The following is a 17,595-nucleotide window of genomic DNA, read 5'->3' as shown; positions in this document are numbered from 1 at the left end:
TTTTATGAAGACGAAACCTTTTTCCCAAGCAGCCTTATCCTTGGCTGTCGCCCTTGCCCTAAGTGCGTGCGCCGCGCCTAAAGCCAATCCGAATCTGACGCTGGAAGCAACCGGCCAAGTCATGAGCGCGGCGGAAACTGCCGAACGCTACGATGTAAACGGCAACTGGTGGGAAATCTACCAAAGCCAGCAGCTCAACGCGCTGATGGAGCAGGCGCTGGCGAACAATGTCGATTTGAAACAGGCAGCCATCAGCGTCAACAAGGCTTTGTATCAAGCCAATATTTTGGGTGCGGATTTGGTACCTTCGTTCAGCGGCTCGTTGGGCGCGAACGCTTCTAAAAACCTGAAAACCGGCAGCCACGGCAATACCTTCAGCAGCCAGCTTGGCTTGAGCTATGAATTGGATTTGTGGCGCAAACTCAGTGCCACTGCCGATGCTCAGGTATGGGAATACCAAGCCACGCATGAAGACATGGCCAACACACGCCTGACTTTGATTAATAATGTCGCCGATGCGTATTTCAATATCGCCTATCTGAACGAAGCCATCGAGTTGGCGCAAAAATCGCTGAAGCAATATCAGGAAATCAACCGCATTGCGAATGCCAAGTTTCGCTACGGCCGTGCCGACTCAAGCCAGCCAACCCAAGCCAAACAGTCATTGCTGAGTGCGGAAAACAGCCTGTTGTCTTTGCAAAACAATTTGGATACGCAAAAACAGGTTTTGCGTAATTTGTTGAATTTAAGGCCGTCTGAAAACATGGCCGCCGATCCGGCACAATTCCGCCTGTTGCCGGTCAAAGGTGTGAACTTGGACGTACCGATTACCGTTTTGGCCAACCGCCCCGACCTGCGCGCCGCCGAATACCGCCTGCAAGCGTCGCAACAATCGGTCAACGCGCAAAAACGCAGTTGGTATCCGTCGATTACTTTGGGTGCAAGTTTGAGTACGTCTTCCGATAAAGCGAAAAGCACGTTCAATATCCCCATGTTGGGCGGCTCGGCCACCATCAATCTGCCTTTCCTTAATTGGCAGACCATGAAATGGAAAGACAAAACCGTACAAGCAGAGATGGACAGTGCCAAGCTGAATTTTGAAAAAGCCCTGACCACCGCGCTTAACGAGGTCAACACCAACTACCTTGCCTACAAAAACGCGCAGGCCGGCCTTGCCAATCAAGAACAGCGTTATCAGTTGGACAAGAAAAACAGCCATTACTATCAAGTACGCTACCAGCATGGTAAAAACGAACTGAAAGACTGGCTGGAGGCTTTGAATTCAGAATACAGCTCGGCTCAAAACCTGCTGAACCAACGCTATGAAGCCTTAAAATACGAAAATATGGTGTATAAAGCCATGGCGGGACGTTATACGCCGAAATAGCATTTTCAGACGGCCTTTGGTTAATTTCCGTCAACGGCCGTCTGAAAAACATTCAAGCAACTGAATTTTCATATATAATCGCGCGTTTATTTGATTTTATCCGGACAACATTATGGCCTTCGCCTCTCTCTTTACGCTTTTGGACGACATTACCGCCGTTTTGGACGACGTAGCGATGATGACCAAAGTCGCCGCCAAAAAAACCGCCGGCGTGGTCGGTGACGATTTGGCGCTCAACGCCAATCAGGTAACCGGCGTATCCGCCGAGCGCGAATTGCCGATTATTTGGGCGGTGGCAAAAGGCTCTCTGGTCAACAAGCTGATTCTGGTGCCGCTTGCGCTGTTGCTTTCCGCTTTCGTGCCTGCGCTGATTACGCCCTTGTTGATGATCGGCGGTGTTTATTTGTGTTTTGAAGGCGTGGAAAAACTGTTGCACAAATTCTTGCACCGCAATGAACACGAAGACGGACACGATGCCGAGCCTGAAGTCACAGACGAAAAAACAAAAGTGAAAGGCGCGGTCCGCACAGATTTCATCCTCTCCGCCGAAATTATTATTATCGCGCTGGGCGTTGTTGAAAAATATGACCTGATGACGCGTTCTTTGGTTATGGCCGCCATCGGTGTCGGCATGACGGCATTGGTCTATGGTTTGGTCGGCATTATCGTCAAACTTGACGACCTCGGCATGATGTTGATGCGCCAAAAAAGCGTTGCTGTGCAAGGTATCGGACGCAGTTTGATTTCATTTATGCCTTGGTTTATGCGTGGCTTGAGCATTGTCGGCACGCTGGCGATGTTCTTGGTTGGCGGCGGACTGATCACCCACAACCTTGGCTTTTTGCACGATTTCCTCCACGCACAGCATTGGGACAGCGGCATGATGGAACATATCGCCAACTTGGTGGTCGGAGTAGCCGCCGGTGCATTGGCTTGCGCAATCGTCCTGCCTGCAATGAAATTGTTTCAAAAAGACTGATTTTGTTTCCCTGCCGTCTGAAAACTTTTCAGACGGCCTCAATACCATTTAAAGCATGAATATTTTCCGTAAACTCGAACAATACTGGCAACATCCGCTGCTGTACTGGCCGCTGGTTATCTTGATTGCCGCCGCGACGCCGTTCACTTTCGCCCCGTATTATCATTTCTGGCTGATGCCGCTGTTGTTTGGCGCGCTGATACGCCTGATTGAATTGCGTCCGCGCTTTGCCGTCATGACTGCCTATCTGTTCGGATTAATCGGTTATACGGCGCAGTTTTATTGGATACACACTGCCTTGCATGACGTTTCGGGTTTGCCGGATTCATACGCCATCCCCCTCACCTTCCTGCTGCCGGCATTTCTTGCGCTTTATCCGGCCATCTGTTTTTGGATGTGGAAAAAATGCAACCTGTCGCGCTGGGCCAAAACCGGCCTCCTGCTGCCGATTTTATGGACGCTGGCAGAATTTGCCCGCGAACGTTTCTTGACAGGATTCGGCTGGGGTGCAATCGGCTATTCCCAAATCATCAAAGACAGCCCGTTGGCAGGCTTCGCGCCTTTGGGCGGCATTCACATGGTCACGCTGGCAACCGCTTTCCTCAGCGCATGGCTGGTGTTGCTGATTGACAACCATGGCCGTCTGAAACACCGCCTCCTGCCCTTATTCCTTATCGTTGCACTCTGCTCCGTCGGCTACATTTCCCAACAAACCGAGTACACCCGCCCTGACGGCAGCACCAGCACGGTTGCCCTGATTCAAGGCAATATCGAGCAAAATCTGAAATGGAAGGAAGAGCAAATCATCCCAACCATTCAGAAATACTACGAACAAATCAGCAAAACCAGTGCCGACATCGTCATCCTGCCCGAGACCGCCCTACCGCTGATGCGCCAAGACCTGCCCGAAGGTATCTTGGAACAATTCGCTGAGCAGGCGCAAAGCAACGGCAGCGCATTGGCCATCGGCATCAGCCAATATACACCCGACGGCAACGGCTACGAAAATGCAGTCATCAATTTGAGCGACTATCACAACAGCACTTCCGATGTCATCCCCTACTACGCCAAGAACCACCTCGTTCCATTTGGCGAATACAAGCCCTTGCCCGCCATTACCGAGCGCCTCTATAAAATGATGGATATGCCTTTGGCCGACTTTCAAAAAGGTGGCGACAACCAAGCGCCTTTGGTAATGAAAGATCAAAAAGTCGCCTTCAATATTTGCTATGAAGACGGTTTCGGCGACGAACTCATCGCAACGGCGAAACGCTCTACCCTGCTTGCCAACATCAGCAATATGGCGTGGTACGGCAAATCCAATGCCATGTACCAGCAACTTCAACAGTCCCAAGCGCGTGCAATGGAACTGGGCCGCTACATGGTTCGCGCCACCAATACCGGTGCGACCGCCATTATTTCCCCTAAAGGTACGATTGTTGCCGAAGCCCAACCGGATACAGAAACCGTCCTCGAAGGCCACGTCAAAGGCTATATCGGCGAAACGCCTTATATGAAAGCAGGCGGCTCAACATGGCTTATCAGTATTTTGTCCGTTATCGGCGTATTCCTTATCCTGATTGGCCGGAAAAAACCAGAATAAAAAAAAATTTTAAGACCTTGTTATACAAGGTCTTTTTTTATTGAAAAACTATTTACATACAGAAATGTTTGTAATATACTTACCAAAGACCTAGCAAATCACTCAAATTTTCTAAGACAATCAACCCTTGCGATTCAAGCAGTAAAAACTATTGAATCTATCGTTAATTTACAGAAAAAATCCAACCCATAACAAAACAAACCACAGGCAGTGTTATACTGCTTGTCACACAATAAACAAAAAGCCGTTTTCAGACGGCCTAATCAAGGAGAGCATCCTTTTATGAATAAAGCTTTTGCATTACCCGTTATCCACAGCGGCAACGGTAGCCTCGAGCAATACATTCATACTGTCAATAGCATTCCCATGCTGACTGCCGAAGAAGAAACGCAACTGGCCGAACGTCAACAAAAAGGCGATCTCAATGCCGCCAAACAACTTATTCTGTCTCATCTTCGCGTCGTCGTATCCATTGCACGCGGCTACGACGGCTACGGCCTTAACCAAGCCGACCTGATTCAAGAAGGCAATATCGGCCTGATGAAAGCCGTCAAACGCTACGAACCAAGCCGCGGTGCGCGCCTGTTTTCGTTTGCCGTGCATTGGATTAAAGCAGAAATCCACGAATTCATTTTACGTAACTGGCGTTTGGTCCGCGTTGCCACCACCAAACCGCAACGCAAATTGTTCTTCAATCTGCGCAGCATGCGTAAAAACCTGAATGCCTTGTCTCCAAAAGAAGCGCAAGAAATCGCCGACGATTTGGGCGTCAAATTGTCCGAAGTCTTGGAAATGGAGCAACGCATGACCGGTCACGATATCGGCATCATGGCAGAAAACAACGATGACGAAGACAACTTCGCCCCTATCGACTGGTTGGCCGATCACGATGCAGAGCCTAGCCGCCAGTTGTCCAAACAAGCCCACTACGCCCTGCAAACCGAAGGTCTGCAAAACGCCTTGGCGCAACTGGACGACCGCAGCCGCCGCATCGTTGAAAGCCGCTGGTTGCAAGACGATGGCGGTTTGACCCTGCACGAATTGGCAGCAGAATACGGCGTATCTGCCGAACGCATCCGCCAAATCGAAGCCAAAGCCATGCAAAAACTGCGCGGTTTCTTGGCAGAAGAAGCAGAAGCCGTTTAAGCCTTTCATTATAAAAAGGCCGTCTGAATCTTTTCAGACGGCCTTTTCGATGGCAAACCTCATTGTATCTTCTCCCCCAACACATTCATTTTAAAGCCCACTTAAGCTATAATACCCACCACACACACTACCCAGTCATACCATAACCATGCAACTTACCGTCGTCGGACTCAATCACCAAACCGCGCCCTTGAGCATACGCGAAAAACTGGCATTTGCAGCTGCAAATCTGCCGGATGCCGTGTCCAACCTCGCGCGTAGTGAGGCGGCGGAAGAAGCAGTCATTCTTTCTACCTGCAACCGCACCGAGCTTTACTGCGTCGGCGAAACCGAAAAAATCATCGACTGGTTGGCAAAATATCACGACCTGCCTGCCGAAGAAATCCGCCCTTACCTCTATACCTTAGATAATAATGAAACCGTCCGCCACGCCTTCCGCGTCGCCTGCGGTTTAGATTCCATGGTCTTGGGCGAACCGCAAATTCTCGGTCAAATCAAAGATGCCGTCCGCGTTGCGCAAGAACAGGAAAGCATCAACACCCACTTAAACGCCCTGTTTCAAAAAACCTTTGCCGTTGCCAAAGAAGTGCGTACCGACACTGCTGTCGGCGAAAACTCCGTATCCATGGCTTCTGCATCGGTCAAAATGGCAGAGCAAATCTTCCCTTCCATTTCCGATCTGAACGTCCTCTTTATCGGCGCAGGCGAAATGATTGAGCTGGTGGCCACTTATTTTGCCGCTAAAAATCCCAAGCTCATTACTGTTGCCAACCGCACACACCAGCGTGCGCAGGAATTGTGCGACAAACTCGGTGTCAACGCCGAAGCCTGCCTGCTGAACGAATTGCCCGATATTCTGCACGATTACGACGTGGTTGTTTCTTCCACCGCCAGCCAACTCCCCCTCGTCGGCAAAGGCATGGTCGAGCGCGCATTGAAAAAACGCCACAACATGCCCGTTTTCCTGCTGGATTTGGCCGTTCCGCGCGATATCGAAGCCGAAGTTGGCGAATTGGAAGACGCATATCTCTATACCGTAGACGACATGATGGACATTGTCCAAAGCGGTAAAGATGCGCGCAAAAAGGCAGCGGCGGCGGCTGAAAGCATGGTGGAAGGAAAAGTCAGCGAATTTATCCGCCTGCAGAAAAACCGCCAAAGCGTTCCGCTTATCCGCGCCTTGCGCGACGAAGGCGAACGCGCACGCCGCCAAGTATTGGAAAATGCCATGAAGCAACTGGCAAAAGGCGTATCCGCCGAGGATGTCCTCGAACGCCTCTCCATTCAGTTGACCAACAAACTGCTCCACTCTCCGACACGCACGCTCAATAAAGCGGGCTCGGACAACAGCGAATTAATCGATGCCGTGGCGCAGATCTACCATTTGGACCAACACGACTGACCACAATTTAAAGGCCGTCTGAAAAAAGCGAACCGACCGACAGGTCATATTCCAAAGTTTTCAGACGGCCTTAAAACAATAAAATCCCAATTATCATTTTTTCATTTAAAATGAAATGCTTGAAAAAAAACCGTTAAAGTGTAAAAATCCTATCTTATACATTTAAACAGCATTCAAACAATAAAACTGCCTGCCGATTCAAACGCATGCCGACAATACGATAGGCACCGGCAAAAGGAACTTTCGTGCATATTAAAACAAACACATATCTGGCCCTCGCTGTCCTCTCAGCTTCTCTTCTTTCAGGTTGCGACAAAGTCAGCACCTTTTTTGGCAAAGACGAAAACAAAGAACTCGTCCAACGCATAGAAACCAATACCGATGACGGAAAAGTCGGTATGTTGCTGCCCGACTTCGCCCAACTGGTCCAAAACGAAGGACAAGCAGTCGTCAATATTCAAGCGACACCGGCAAAACGCACTGCGACACCGGATGACGACCACAGCATGGACTTGAGCCAATTTCCCGACAACGATCCGTTTTACGAGTTCTTCAAACGCCTTGTTCCCAATATGCCCGACATGCCGCAAGAAGATACCGAAAGCGACGATTTGAATTTCGGTTCCGGCTTCATCATCAGCAAAGACGGCTATATCCTGACCAATACCCACGTGGTTGCCGGCATGGGCAATATCAAAGTCCTGCTCAACGACAAACGCGAATACACTGCCAAACTGGTCGGCTCAGATGCCCAATCCGATGTTGCCCTCTTAAAAATCGAGCCGCAAGAAGACTTGCCGGTTGTCAAAATCGGCAATCCGAAAGATTTGAAACCGGGCGAATGGGTAGCCGCCATTGGTGCGCCTTTCGGCTTTGACAACAGCGTAACCTCCGGCATCGTCTCCGCCAAAGGCCGCAGCCTGCCGAATGAAAACTACACGCCGTTCATCCAAACCGACGTTGCCATCAACCCCGGCAACTCAGGCGGCCCGTTATTCAACCTCCGTGGCCAAGTAGTCGGCATTAACTCGCAAATTTACAGCCGCAGCGGCGGTTTCATGGGCATTTCGTTTGCTATTCCGATTGATGTTGCCATGAATGTGGCTGATCAATTAAAAGCCAACGGCAAAGTCCAACGCGGTCAATTAGGCGTGGTTATTCAAGAAGTTTCTTATGATTTGGCCAAATCTTTTGGTTTGGACAAAGCAAGTGGTGCATTGATTGCCAAAATCATGCCGAACAGCGCGGCACAACAAGCCGGGTTGCAAGTCGGCGATATTGTCCGCAGCGTAAACGGAGAAGAAGTCCGCGCCTCCAGCGATTTGCCGGTCATGGTCGGCTCGATGATGCCGGGTAAAGAAGTGACTTTGAGCATTTGGCGCGGTGGCAAACAAACCGATGTCAAAGTCAAACTTGGCAGTGCAGCCGAGCAAACGGAAACATCGGCCAAAGAGACCGAACACCCGCAACACGATGGCGGCCATGACGGATTTACCGTTGAAAATGCAGGCCTAACTTTGCAGGTTGAAAACGCAGACGGCAAACAACGCTTAATCGTTCTGCGCGTTAGCGGTGCGGCCGAACGTGCCGGCCTCAAACGCGGCGATGAAATTATTGCCGTCAGCCAAATCAGCGTCAATGACGAATCCACTTTCCGTAGCGCATTGGAAAGCTCAGGCAAAAACGTACCGCTTTTGGTACAACGCGAAGGCAATACTTTGTTCCTCGCGCTAAATCTGCAGTAGTCCGATTTTTCAGACGGCATGATGATGTGTTAGATGATAAAATACCCATCTGTCAGAGGCAGTGGGTATTTTGTTATCCGTCTTCCAATTTAGGCCGTCTGAAAATACTTTACCGCTTATATACAATATAATTATGCAACTTATTAATTATTCAAATTCTATTTTATCCATCGTCCCGGCAGCCATTGCTCTCGCCTTGGCCATTGCCACGCGCCGTGTATTACTGTCCCTAGGTGTCGGCATTATCGTTGGCTCATTCCTACTGGTAGGCGGTAATCCACTTGATGCTTTGGTTCACTTGAAAGACATGGCAGTCAGCCTGACTTGGGCGGACGGCGATTGGTCTTTGGGCAAACCCAAAATCCTGCTCTTTTTGGTGCTTTTAGGGATTTTCACTTCCCTGCTGACGCATTCCGGCAGTAACCAAGCATTTGCCGATTGGGCAAAACAGCACATCAAAGGCCGTCGCGGTGCGAAGCTGCTGACTGCCTGTTTGGTATTCGTTACTTTTATTGACGACTATTTCCACAGTCTTGCCGTCGGTGCGATTGCCCGCCCTGTAACCGACAAATTCAAAGTTTCCCGCGCCAAACTGGCTTATATCCTTGACTCTACTGCCGCGCCGATGTGCGTTTTGATGCCGGTATCCAGCTGGGGGGCATCGATTATTGCTACTTTGGCCGGCCTTTTGGTAACGTACAACATCACAGGCTACACACCGATGGGCGCATTCGTAGCCATGAGCCTGATGAATTACTATGCCGTTTTCGCATTGATTATGGTGTTTGTTGTGGCTTGGTTCTCTTTCGACATCGGCTCCATGGCACGTTTGGAACGCGCCGCTTTGAATGAAATTCATGATGAAACCGTTGAAACAGGCCATCCCAACGGCCGTGTGTTCGCACTGATTGTGCCGGTTTTGGTACTGATTGTCGCCACGGTTTCAGCCATGATTTACACTGGCGCACAAGCTTCTGAGACCTTCTCTTTGCTCAGCGCGTTTGAAAATACCGATGTAAATACTTCCCTCGTGTTCGGCGGTACTTGCGGCGTATTGGCCGTCATCCTCTGCACCATCGGCACCATCAAAACCAGCGACTACCCTAAAGCCATTTGGCAGGGCATCATCTCTATGCGCGGCGCCATTACCATCTTGATTTTGGCATGGATCATCAGCACCGTTGTCAGTGAGATGCACACCGGCGAATACCTCTCCACGTTGGTGGCAGGCAATATCCACGCAGGCTTCCTGCCCGTGATTTTGTTTCTGCTCGCAGGCGTGATGGCCTTCGCTACCGGCACAAGCTGGGGCACATTCGGCATCATGTTGCCGATTGCCGCCGCCATGGCCGTCAAAGTCGAACCATCGCTGATTATCCCTTGCATGTCTGCCGTAATGGCCGGTGCCGTATTTGGCGACCACTGTTCACCGATTTCCGACACCACTATCCTCTCTTCTACCGGCGCACACTGTAACCACATCGACCACGTTACCTCGCAATTCCCTTACGCGCTGACCGTAGCCGCGTCTGCCGCCTCAGGCTACCTCGTACTGGGCATGACCGGCTCTGCGCCTTTAGGTTTTGTGGTAACCGGCATCGTGATGGTTGTGTTGATTCTGATCTTAAAAGACAAGAAAAAAGCAACTGCCTAATTCAAAACCAATATTCAGACGGCCTGAGATATTCCTACACTCTCAGGCCGTCTGAACATAACGATTATCCAATATATACATTATTCAGGACAAAACAATGAATACGCCTCATCTTCCACGCGGCCCAGTCATGGCCGACGTCGCTGCCTATCATCTGACCGAAGAAGAAAAACAACGCCTGCTCGACCCTGCCGTCGGTGGCGTTATTTTGTTCCGCCGCAACTTTGAAAACGTTTCCCAGCTTAAAGCTTTGGTTCAAGAAATCAAAGCCGTCCGTACACCTGAACTCATCATCGCCGTCGACCACGAAGGCGGACGGGTTCAACGTTTTATTGACGGCTTCACCCGCCTGCCGGCCATGAACGTATTGGGCGAAATTTGGGATAACGAAGGCCAAGAAGCCGCCTGCGCCCAAGCAGAACAAGTCGGCTGGGTTTTAGCAACCGAACTCTCCGCCTGCGGTATCGACCTATCCTTTACGCCTGTTTTGGATTTGGACTGGGGTCAATGCGCCGTCATCGGTAACCGCAGTTTCCACCGCGACGCCAACATCGTGACCCAGCTTGCCCTTGCCCTGCAAAAAGGCCTGAACAAAGGCGGCATGAAATCTTGCGGCAAACACTTCCCCGGCCACGGCTTTGTCGAAGGCGACAGCCATCACGTCCTGCCTTGCGACAAACGCAGCCGCGAAGAGCTAGAAGCCGCAGACCTTATCCCCTTCCGAGCATTGAGCCAAGCAGGAATGGCCGCAGTCATGCCTGCCCACGTCGTGTACCCACAAACCGACAGCCAACCTGCCGGCTTCTCCGAAAAATGGCTGAAACAAATCCTGCGCCAAGAAATCGGATTTAACGGCGTTATCTTTTCAGACGACCTGACCATGGAAGGCGCATGCGGTGTCGGCGGCATTAAAGAACGCGCCCGCCTTTCTTTTGAAGCAGGCTGCGATATTGTACTGGTGTGCAACCGCCCTGACTTGGTAGATGAATTGCGAGACGGCTTCCACGCGCCGGAAAACGCCGACTTGGCAACGCGTTGGCAATACATGGCCAACACATTGACCGTACAAGAAGCTGCCGACATCATGGCAACCGAAGCATTCCAAGCCGCCCAACAAGCAACTGCCAAACTGGCCACACCAAAAGACATCGCAGGCGGTGTTAAAGTCGGCGAAGCATTCTGATTCGAGGCCGTCTGAAACATTGACGGCAAATAAAAAAGGAAGACTTGAAAAAGTCTTCCTTTTTTGATTCAAACCGATTAGCGGTGTTGCGGATTGTAACGGCTTTCCAATCGCAGGAATACCCAACCCAAAAAGCTTGTCAGCACCAAATAAATCAGCGCGATTGTATAAAGCGGCTCTTCATAGACAGAATAGCGGCCGGTAATCGTGCTTTGTACATAAGCCAACTCTGCCACGCCGATAACAGAAAGCAATGAGCTGTCTTTCAACAACGTAATAAACTCACTGGCCAATGGCGGCAACATACGGCGCAACGCTTGAGGCAAAATGACATAACGCATTGCCTGAGTATAGGTCAGACCCAGAGAACGCGCAGCTTCCATTTGTCCTTTATCAATCGATTGAATACCGGCACGGAAAATTTCACAAATATACGCACCTGAGTTCGCAACCAAAGCCAAAGAGCCGGCAATCAGCGCACCATAAGAACGGCGCAGATCAACAGCTGCTTCGCCGCTAATCAACACACCGTCGGCCGGGTGAACGAAAAATGGGAACCAAACATAAGCCCAAATCACAATTTGTACAAACAATGGCGTACCGCGAAACAGCGTAACATACCAAAAAGAAATCTTACGCAACACCCAAGCCAAGGCACGCATCGGTGCACCGGCTTTTTCCGGATTGATCAAACGTGCCAATGCCAGCAGCAAACCCAAAACCGAGCCACCTGCCGTTGCAACCACCGTCAGTCCCAGCGTTGTCAATACGCCGTATAAAAACATCCAGCGATATTCATAAATAATGTCAAAACGAAAATCCATAAACCTTCCGTCGGTCAAAATCGGTAACTAATCCGAATATTTTTTAAAATCAAGCTTGATATTTTACAAGAAAATACATTGCTTGAACGGTTTTTTGTTAAATTATTCCGTCCAACCCTGCTTTTTTTACATTTCCAATGAATTGCAGCCCCCTTTTACCTTTGCCCATATAGGACATTTTCCGTATAAAAAACAAAGCGCAAACCCGACACAAAATTGACCGAAACACAAAAACAGCGGATAATCCGCCCATTCTTCAAACATCTTTCAGACGGCCTTCCCTCTTCCCTTGAGGGCCGTCTGAAAACATTTTAAAAAGCATAAAACATGAAAGCACCCGAACTCTTATTGCCTGCAGGCGGCCTCGAACGTATGCGCGCCGCCTACGATTATGGCGCAGATGCCGTTTACGCCGGCAGCCCGCGTTACTCCCTGCGTGCCCGCAACAACGAATTTGCCAAACTCGACGTCCTCGAGCAAGGCATTAAAGAAGCGCACGAGCGCAACAAAAAATTCTTTTTGACCGTTAACACCCTGCCGCACAACTCCAAACTCAAAACCTTTGTTTCCGATATGGAACCCTTGATTGCCATGAAACCCGACGCGCTGATTATGGCGGATCCGGGCTTAATCATGACTGTGCGCGAAAAATGGCCGGAAATGCCGATTCACCTGTCCGTTCAGGCCAACACCACCAACTACTGGGGCGTGAAATTCTGGCAAAACATCGGTGTCGAACGCATTATTCTATCACGCGAGTTGAGCATGGAAGAAATCGCCGAAATCCGCCAAGAATGTCCCGACATCGAACTCGAAGTCTTCATTCACGGCGCATTGTGCATCGCCTACTCCGGCCGTTGCCTGCTCTCCGGCTACTTCAACCACCGCGACCCCAATCAAGGCACCTGCACCAACTCCTGCCGTTGGGATTACAAGGTTCACAACGCCACTGAAAGCGATGCAGGCGACGCCCAACTTCTGCAAGGTTTCAACTTTGAAAAAGCCCAAGAAGAAGCCAACCAAAACTTTGAAGGCATCAACGGTCAAAAACGCCATCCCTACGCCGACAAAGTTTTCCTGATTGAAGAGTCCAACCGCCCGGGCGAAATGATGCCGATTATGGAAGACGAACACGGCACCTACATCATGAACTCCAAAGACCTTCGCGGCATCGAAGTAGTTGAAAAACTGGCCAAAATCGGCGTGGACAGCCTCAAAGTCGAAGGCCGCACCAAATCGCTTTATTATGTTGCACGCGTGGCCCAGTCCTACCGCAAAGCGATTGACGATGCCGTTGCAGGCCGTCCGTTTGATTACAGCCTGTTGAGCGAACTCGAAGGCCTTGCCAACCGCGGCTACACCAGCGGCTTCCTTGAGCGCCACCAAACCCAGGATTACCAAAACTACCTCAGTGGCCATTCGATTGCCAAACAAAGCCAATATGTCGGCCACGTTACCGAAATTGACGAAAACGGCTGGGCGACCATCGAAGTCAAAAACCGCTTTGCCATCGGCGATTCACTCGAAATTATCCACCCGAGCGGCAACCAAACCATCAAATTGGAACAAATGACCCGCAAAGGCCAGCCTGTCGATGTGGCACCAGGCAACGGCATTCAGGTCAAAATCCCCAATATGCAGGGCAAAGAAAAAGCTTTGGTTGCGCGGATTATGAATCCTTAAGCATCAACAAAATAAAGGCCGTCTGAAACTTTCAGACGGCCTTTTAAATGATCTATGCTGTTTTAAGCCTGTTCATGCAATACTGCGGCAATCAATTCTTCCGCACCATCATCCGCCAGTTTTTTGGCGACTGCACGACCCAAGGCATCGGCGTATTCGGCAGGGGCTTGAGCATCCGCTTGCAAAATGACCGAACCGTCAGGATGACCGACCAAGCCGCGCAAGGTCAACAAGCCGTTTTCTTCAGTGCAATATGCGGCCAGCGGCACTTGGCAACTTCCGCCCAAAGCGCGCGCCAACGCACGTTCGGCCGTAACGCAGGCGTGTGTGGTATCGTGGTTCAAAGGCTTTAAGATTTCGTATAAATCTTCGCGATGCGCTGCAATTTCAATACCTAATGCGCCTTGTCCGGCGGCAGGCAGGCTGTCGGATTCCGACAAAATCATGCGGATACGTTCATCCAATTCCAGACGCTGCAAACCGGCGGCGGCCAAGATAATCGCGTCGTATTCGCCGTTATCGAGTTTGGACAAACGGGTTTGCACATTACCGCGCAAAGGTTTGATAACCAAATGCGGATAGCGCGCGCGCAACTGGGCTTCGCGGCGCAGGCTGGATGTACCGACGACGGCGCCTTTGGGCATTTCTTCCAGACGCGCGTATTGGTTGGACACAAATGCGTCAAACGGATTGGCGCGTTCGCCGATGGCCGCAAGCGCGAAACCTTCAGGCAAATCCATCGGCACGTCTTTAATCGAATGCACGGCCAAATCAGCTCGGCCGTCATACAAAGCCTGTTCCAACTCTTTGACAAACAAGCCTTTACCGCCGACCTTTGACAAAGTTCTGTCCAAAATCTGGTCGCCGCGCGTGGTCATGCCCAAAATCTCGACCTCGCAATCGGGATACAGGGCTTTCAGACGGCCTTGGATGTGTTTTGCCTGCCACATGGCAAGCAGGCTTTCGCGACTGGCGATAACGAGTTTTTTCGGGTTCATAATGATTGCCTGATAGATGGAAAACGGCATGAAGTCTATCATATTTTGGGCGGTTTTTCAGACGGCATGGGGGTGAATATGTTATATTTACACCTAAAAACCAAATTTTCCGGACAACATGAAACGCGCCAAAAAATATCCTTTTTTATCCTTACAGCGGCAACGTTTTCATCTGAATTTTGAAAACGCCTCTTCCGCCGCCAACCTTCCGAGCGAACGTGATTTTTACCGCTGGGCATGGTCTGCCTTGAAAAACGAATACCGCCGCGCTGACATCAGCCTGATTCTTCTGGACGAAGAAGAAGCCCGCGCCTACAACCGCGACTACCGCGGCAAAGATTACGCCACCAATGTATTGAGTTTTGCGCTCAACGAAGGCGAAATCCTGCCCGACCAGTTTTCAGACGGCCTGTATGGCGATTTGGTGATTTGTCCGCAAGTGGTTTTGAAAGAAGCCAGCGAACAAGGCAAAACACCCGAGCAGCATTTTGCCCACCTAACCATACACGGCACTTTACACCTGATGGGCTACGACCACATCGAAGACGATGAAGCCGAAATAATGGAAGCCGAAGAAATCCGCCTGATGCTGGCGGCAGGTTTCCCCAACCCCTACCAAGAGGACGAATATTAAAATGGACGGTACGCAGTCGAAACCCAAGTTTTTCGAACGCCTGATCTCCCGACTTGCTGGCGAGCCCGACTCCGCCGAAGACGTATTGACCCTGTTGCGCCAAGCGCACGAACAGGAAGTTTTTGATGCCGACACACTGACCCGGCTGGAAAAAGTATTGGACTTTGCCGAGCTGGAAGTGCGTGATGCCATGATTACGCGCAGCCGCATGAACGTATTGAAAGAAAACGACAGCATCGAGCGCATCACAGCCTACATCATCGAAACCGCCCATTCGCGTTTCCCCGTCATCGGCGAAGACAAAGACGAGGTTTTGGGCATTTTGCATGCCAAAGACCTGCTCAAATATATGTTTAACCCCGAGCAGTTCCACCTTAAATCCGTCTTGCGCCCTGCCGTTTTCGTTCCCGAAGGCAAATCACTGGCTTCCCTTTTAAAAGAGTTCCGCGAACAACGCAACCACATGGCGATTGTCATTGATGAATACGGCGGCACATCCGGCCTGGTAACCTTTGAAGACATCATCGAGCAAATCGTTGGCGACATCGAAGACGAGTTTGACGAAGACGACAGCGCCGACAATATCCACGCCGTTTCTTCCGAACGCTGGCGTATCCACGCCGCAACCGAAATCGAAGACATCAACGCCTTTTTCGGCACGGAATACAGCAGCGAAGAAGCCGACACCATCGGCGGCCTGGTCATTCAAGAATTGGGGCACCTGCCCGTACGCGGCGAAAAAGTCATCATCGGCAGCCTGCAATTTACCGTCGCACGCGCCGACAACCGCCGTCTGCACACCCTGATGGCCACACGAATTAAAGAAAACACGGATAAACCATGATTATTCTGGATCACGTCTCCAAACACTATCAAACACGCGACAACAAAGACTTTGTCGCCGTCGAGCCGACCAGCCTCGAAATCAAACAGGGAGAAATCTTCGGCCTGATGGGCTATTCCGGCGCAGGCAAATCCACCCTGCTGCGCCTGATTAACTTATTGGAACGTCCGGATACAGGTAGCGTCAGCGTATGCGGCCAAGAGCTGACCGCGCTCAACGCCACGCAACTGCGCCACGCCCGACAAAACATCGGCATGGTGTTCCAACAGTTCAACCTATTAAGCAACCGTACCGTTGCCGAAAACGTTGCTTTTCCTTTAGAAATTGCCAAATGGCCGTCTAAAAAAATCCAAGCGCGTGTTGAAGAATGTTTGGAAATCGTCGATTTGCAAGACCGCGCCAACCATTACCCATCCCAACTTTCCGGCGGTCAAAAACAACGTGTCGGCATTGCCCGTGCGTTAGCGCCGCAACCTCAAGTCATCCTCGCCGACGAACCCACTTCCGCCCTCGACCCCGCCACTACGCGCAGCGTTTTGAAATGTTTGGAAGACATCAACCGACGTTTCAACGTAACCATCGTCATCGTTACCCACGAAATGAGCGTTATCCGCCGCCTGTGCGACCGTGCCGCCCTCTTGGACAAAGGCCGTCTGCTGGAAATCGTTGAAGTACACGGCAACCAAATCCATGCCCAATCCGAAATCGGGCAAGAGCTGATTCGAGAGGACTAATATGGCAGATTTAACATTTGAAAGTGCTGTTGAGACCATCGTCAGCATGAAAGGCGAAATTATCCAAGCCTTAGGCGAAACCTTTATTATGGTCGGCCTATCGACTACTTTCGCCGTTATCTTCGGTACGATTTTGGGCGTATTGCTGTTTGTGACGTCAAGTCATCAGTTGCACTACAACAAACAGCTGAATTTATTTTTGGACAACATTGTCAACCTGATGCGCGCGTTTCCTTTCGTTATCCTGATGATTGCCATGATTCCTGTTACACGCGCCATCATCGGTACGACCATCGGCCCAGTTGCCGCCTCATTGGTATTGAGCGTATCCGGCCTGTTCTACTTCGCCCGTCTGGTCGAGCAAAACCTGCGCGAAGTACCCAGAGGCGTGATTGAAGCAGCCTCTGCAATGGGAGCCTCACCCATGAGCATCATCTGCAAAGTGCTTTTGAATGAAGCACGCGCAGGTATGGTTTCCAGCATTACCGTACTGGCTATCGGCCTTCTGTCGTACAGCGCGGCGGCAGGCATGATTGGCGGCGGCGGCTTGGGCGACCTTGCCATCCGTTACGGCTACTACCGCTATCAAATGGAAGTCATCATTTTCATCGTCGCCATCCTGGTTTTACTCGTTATCCTGATTCAAGGTATCGGCAACAGATTGGCGCGCAAACTGGACAAACGTTAAGCAAACAGGCCGTCTGAAATGGACTTACTATTTTTCAGACGGCCTGTTATCTGTTTAGAACATATTAGGATATATATTCCAAATAAATTTA

The 17,595-nt window shown here is 50.6% G+C and carries 15 protein-coding genes; 13 read left to right on the top strand and 2 right to left on the bottom strand.

The window, feature by feature from the left end:
- Positions 1–4 precede the first annotated feature (4 nt).
- The 8 genes from ACTHTK_RS07715 to nagZ all read left to right on the top strand — a co-directional run bounded on the left by ACTHTK_RS07715 (position 5) and on the right by nagZ (position 11,099).
- Positions 5–1,387 (top strand): TolC family protein, encoded by a 1,383-nt coding sequence (locus ACTHTK_RS07715; protein WP_440378566.1) that lies wholly within the window; start codon positions 5–7, stop codon positions 1,385–1,387.
- A gap of 112 nt (positions 1,388–1,499) precedes the next feature.
- Positions 1,500–2,366, top strand: a complete 867-nt coding sequence (locus ACTHTK_RS07710; protein ID WP_049336692.1) for a DUF808 domain-containing protein — start codon at positions 1,500–1,502, stop codon at positions 2,364–2,366.
- 55 nt (positions 2,367–2,421) lie between these two features.
- Positions 2,422–3,969: an apolipoprotein N-acyltransferase gene (gene lnt / locus ACTHTK_RS07705; RefSeq protein ID WP_440378565.1), complete on the top strand. Its 1,548-nt coding sequence runs from the start codon at positions 2,422–2,424 to the stop codon at positions 3,967–3,969.
- Between the two features lie 282 nt (positions 3,970–4,251).
- Complete coding sequence (gene rpoH, locus ACTHTK_RS07700) at positions 4,252–5,115, top strand: RNA polymerase sigma factor RpoH (RefSeq protein ID WP_004519690.1); 864 nt, start codon at positions 4,252–4,254, stop codon at positions 5,113–5,115.
- A gap of 148 nt (positions 5,116–5,263) precedes the next feature.
- Positions 5,264–6,517 (top strand): glutamyl-tRNA reductase, encoded by a 1,254-nt coding sequence (gene hemA, locus ACTHTK_RS07695; RefSeq protein ID WP_440378564.1) that lies wholly within the window; start codon positions 5,264–5,266, stop codon positions 6,515–6,517.
- Positions 6,518–6,762: 245 nt separating this feature from the next.
- Positions 6,763–8,262 carry a DegQ family serine endoprotease gene (locus ACTHTK_RS07690; protein WP_440378563.1) on the top strand — a complete coding sequence of 500 codons (1,500 nt, stop codon included), beginning with the start codon at positions 6,763–6,765 and terminating at the stop codon, positions 8,260–8,262.
- Between the two features lie 133 nt (positions 8,263–8,395).
- Complete coding sequence (locus ACTHTK_RS07685; RefSeq protein WP_285071165.1) at positions 8,396–9,916, top strand: Na+/H+ antiporter NhaC family protein; 1,521 nt, start codon at positions 8,396–8,398, stop codon at positions 9,914–9,916.
- A gap of 97 nt (positions 9,917–10,013) precedes the next feature.
- Positions 10,014–11,099, top strand: coding sequence for a beta-N-acetylhexosaminidase (nagZ, locus tag ACTHTK_RS07680; RefSeq protein ID WP_285071163.1), 1,086 nt, complete (start codon positions 10,014–10,016; stop codon positions 11,097–11,099).
- Positions 11,100–11,176: 77 nt separating this feature from the next.
- On the opposite strand, the gene ACTHTK_RS07675 is transcribed toward nagZ, so the two are convergent.
- Positions 11,177–11,923, bottom strand: a complete 747-nt coding sequence (locus ACTHTK_RS07675; protein WP_128580488.1) for an amino acid ABC transporter permease — start codon at positions 11,921–11,923, stop codon at positions 11,177–11,179.
- Between the two features lie 327 nt (positions 11,924–12,250).
- Here ACTHTK_RS07675 and trhP point away from each other — a divergent pair, with 327 nt between their 5' ends.
- Entirely contained in the window at positions 12,251–13,606 is a 1,356-nt protein-coding gene (trhP, locus tag ACTHTK_RS07670) for a prephenate-dependent tRNA uridine(34) hydroxylase TrhP (protein WP_070646281.1), read from the top strand.
- Between the two features lie 62 nt (positions 13,607–13,668).
- Here the strand turns inward: trhP and hemC are convergent, their stop codons facing one another.
- On the bottom strand, positions 13,669–14,604 hold the full coding sequence (hemC, locus tag ACTHTK_RS07665) for a hydroxymethylbilane synthase (protein ID WP_440378562.1): 936 nt from the start codon (positions 14,602–14,604) through the stop codon (positions 13,669–13,671).
- A 118-nt stretch (positions 14,605–14,722) separates the two neighbouring features.
- Here hemC and ybeY point away from each other — a divergent pair, with 118 nt between their 5' ends.
- From ybeY to ACTHTK_RS07645, 4 genes are read left to right on the top strand one after another with little or no spacing between them, the layout of a single operon-like run.
- Positions 14,723–15,238 (top strand): rRNA maturation RNase YbeY, encoded by a 516-nt coding sequence (gene ybeY / locus ACTHTK_RS07660; protein WP_440378561.1) that lies wholly within the window; start codon positions 14,723–14,725, stop codon positions 15,236–15,238.
- 1 nt (position 15,239) lies between these two features.
- Positions 15,240–16,082, top strand: coding sequence for an HlyC/CorC family transporter (locus ACTHTK_RS07655; RefSeq protein ID WP_070843481.1), 843 nt, complete (start codon positions 15,240–15,242; stop codon positions 16,080–16,082).
- Entirely contained in the window at positions 16,079–16,816 is a 738-nt protein-coding gene (locus ACTHTK_RS07650; protein ID WP_107724150.1) for a methionine ABC transporter ATP-binding protein, read from the top strand. The genes ACTHTK_RS07655 and ACTHTK_RS07650 overlap by 4 nt, the downstream gene beginning before the upstream one ends.
- Position 16,817: 1 nt before the next feature.
- Complete coding sequence (locus tag ACTHTK_RS07645; RefSeq protein ID WP_107724149.1) at positions 16,818–17,504, top strand: methionine ABC transporter permease; 687 nt, start codon at positions 16,818–16,820, stop codon at positions 17,502–17,504.
- Positions 17,505–17,595: the final 91 nt, after the last annotated feature.

The sequence above is a fragment of the Neisseria sp. P0006.S009 genome, from assembly GCF_051962915.1.
Taxonomy (GTDB): domain Bacteria; phylum Pseudomonadota; class Gammaproteobacteria; order Burkholderiales; family Neisseriaceae; genus Neisseria; species Neisseria subflava_E.
Note: the sequence above shows the minus strand (reverse complement) of the source record. Positions and strands in the feature narration are given on the sequence as shown.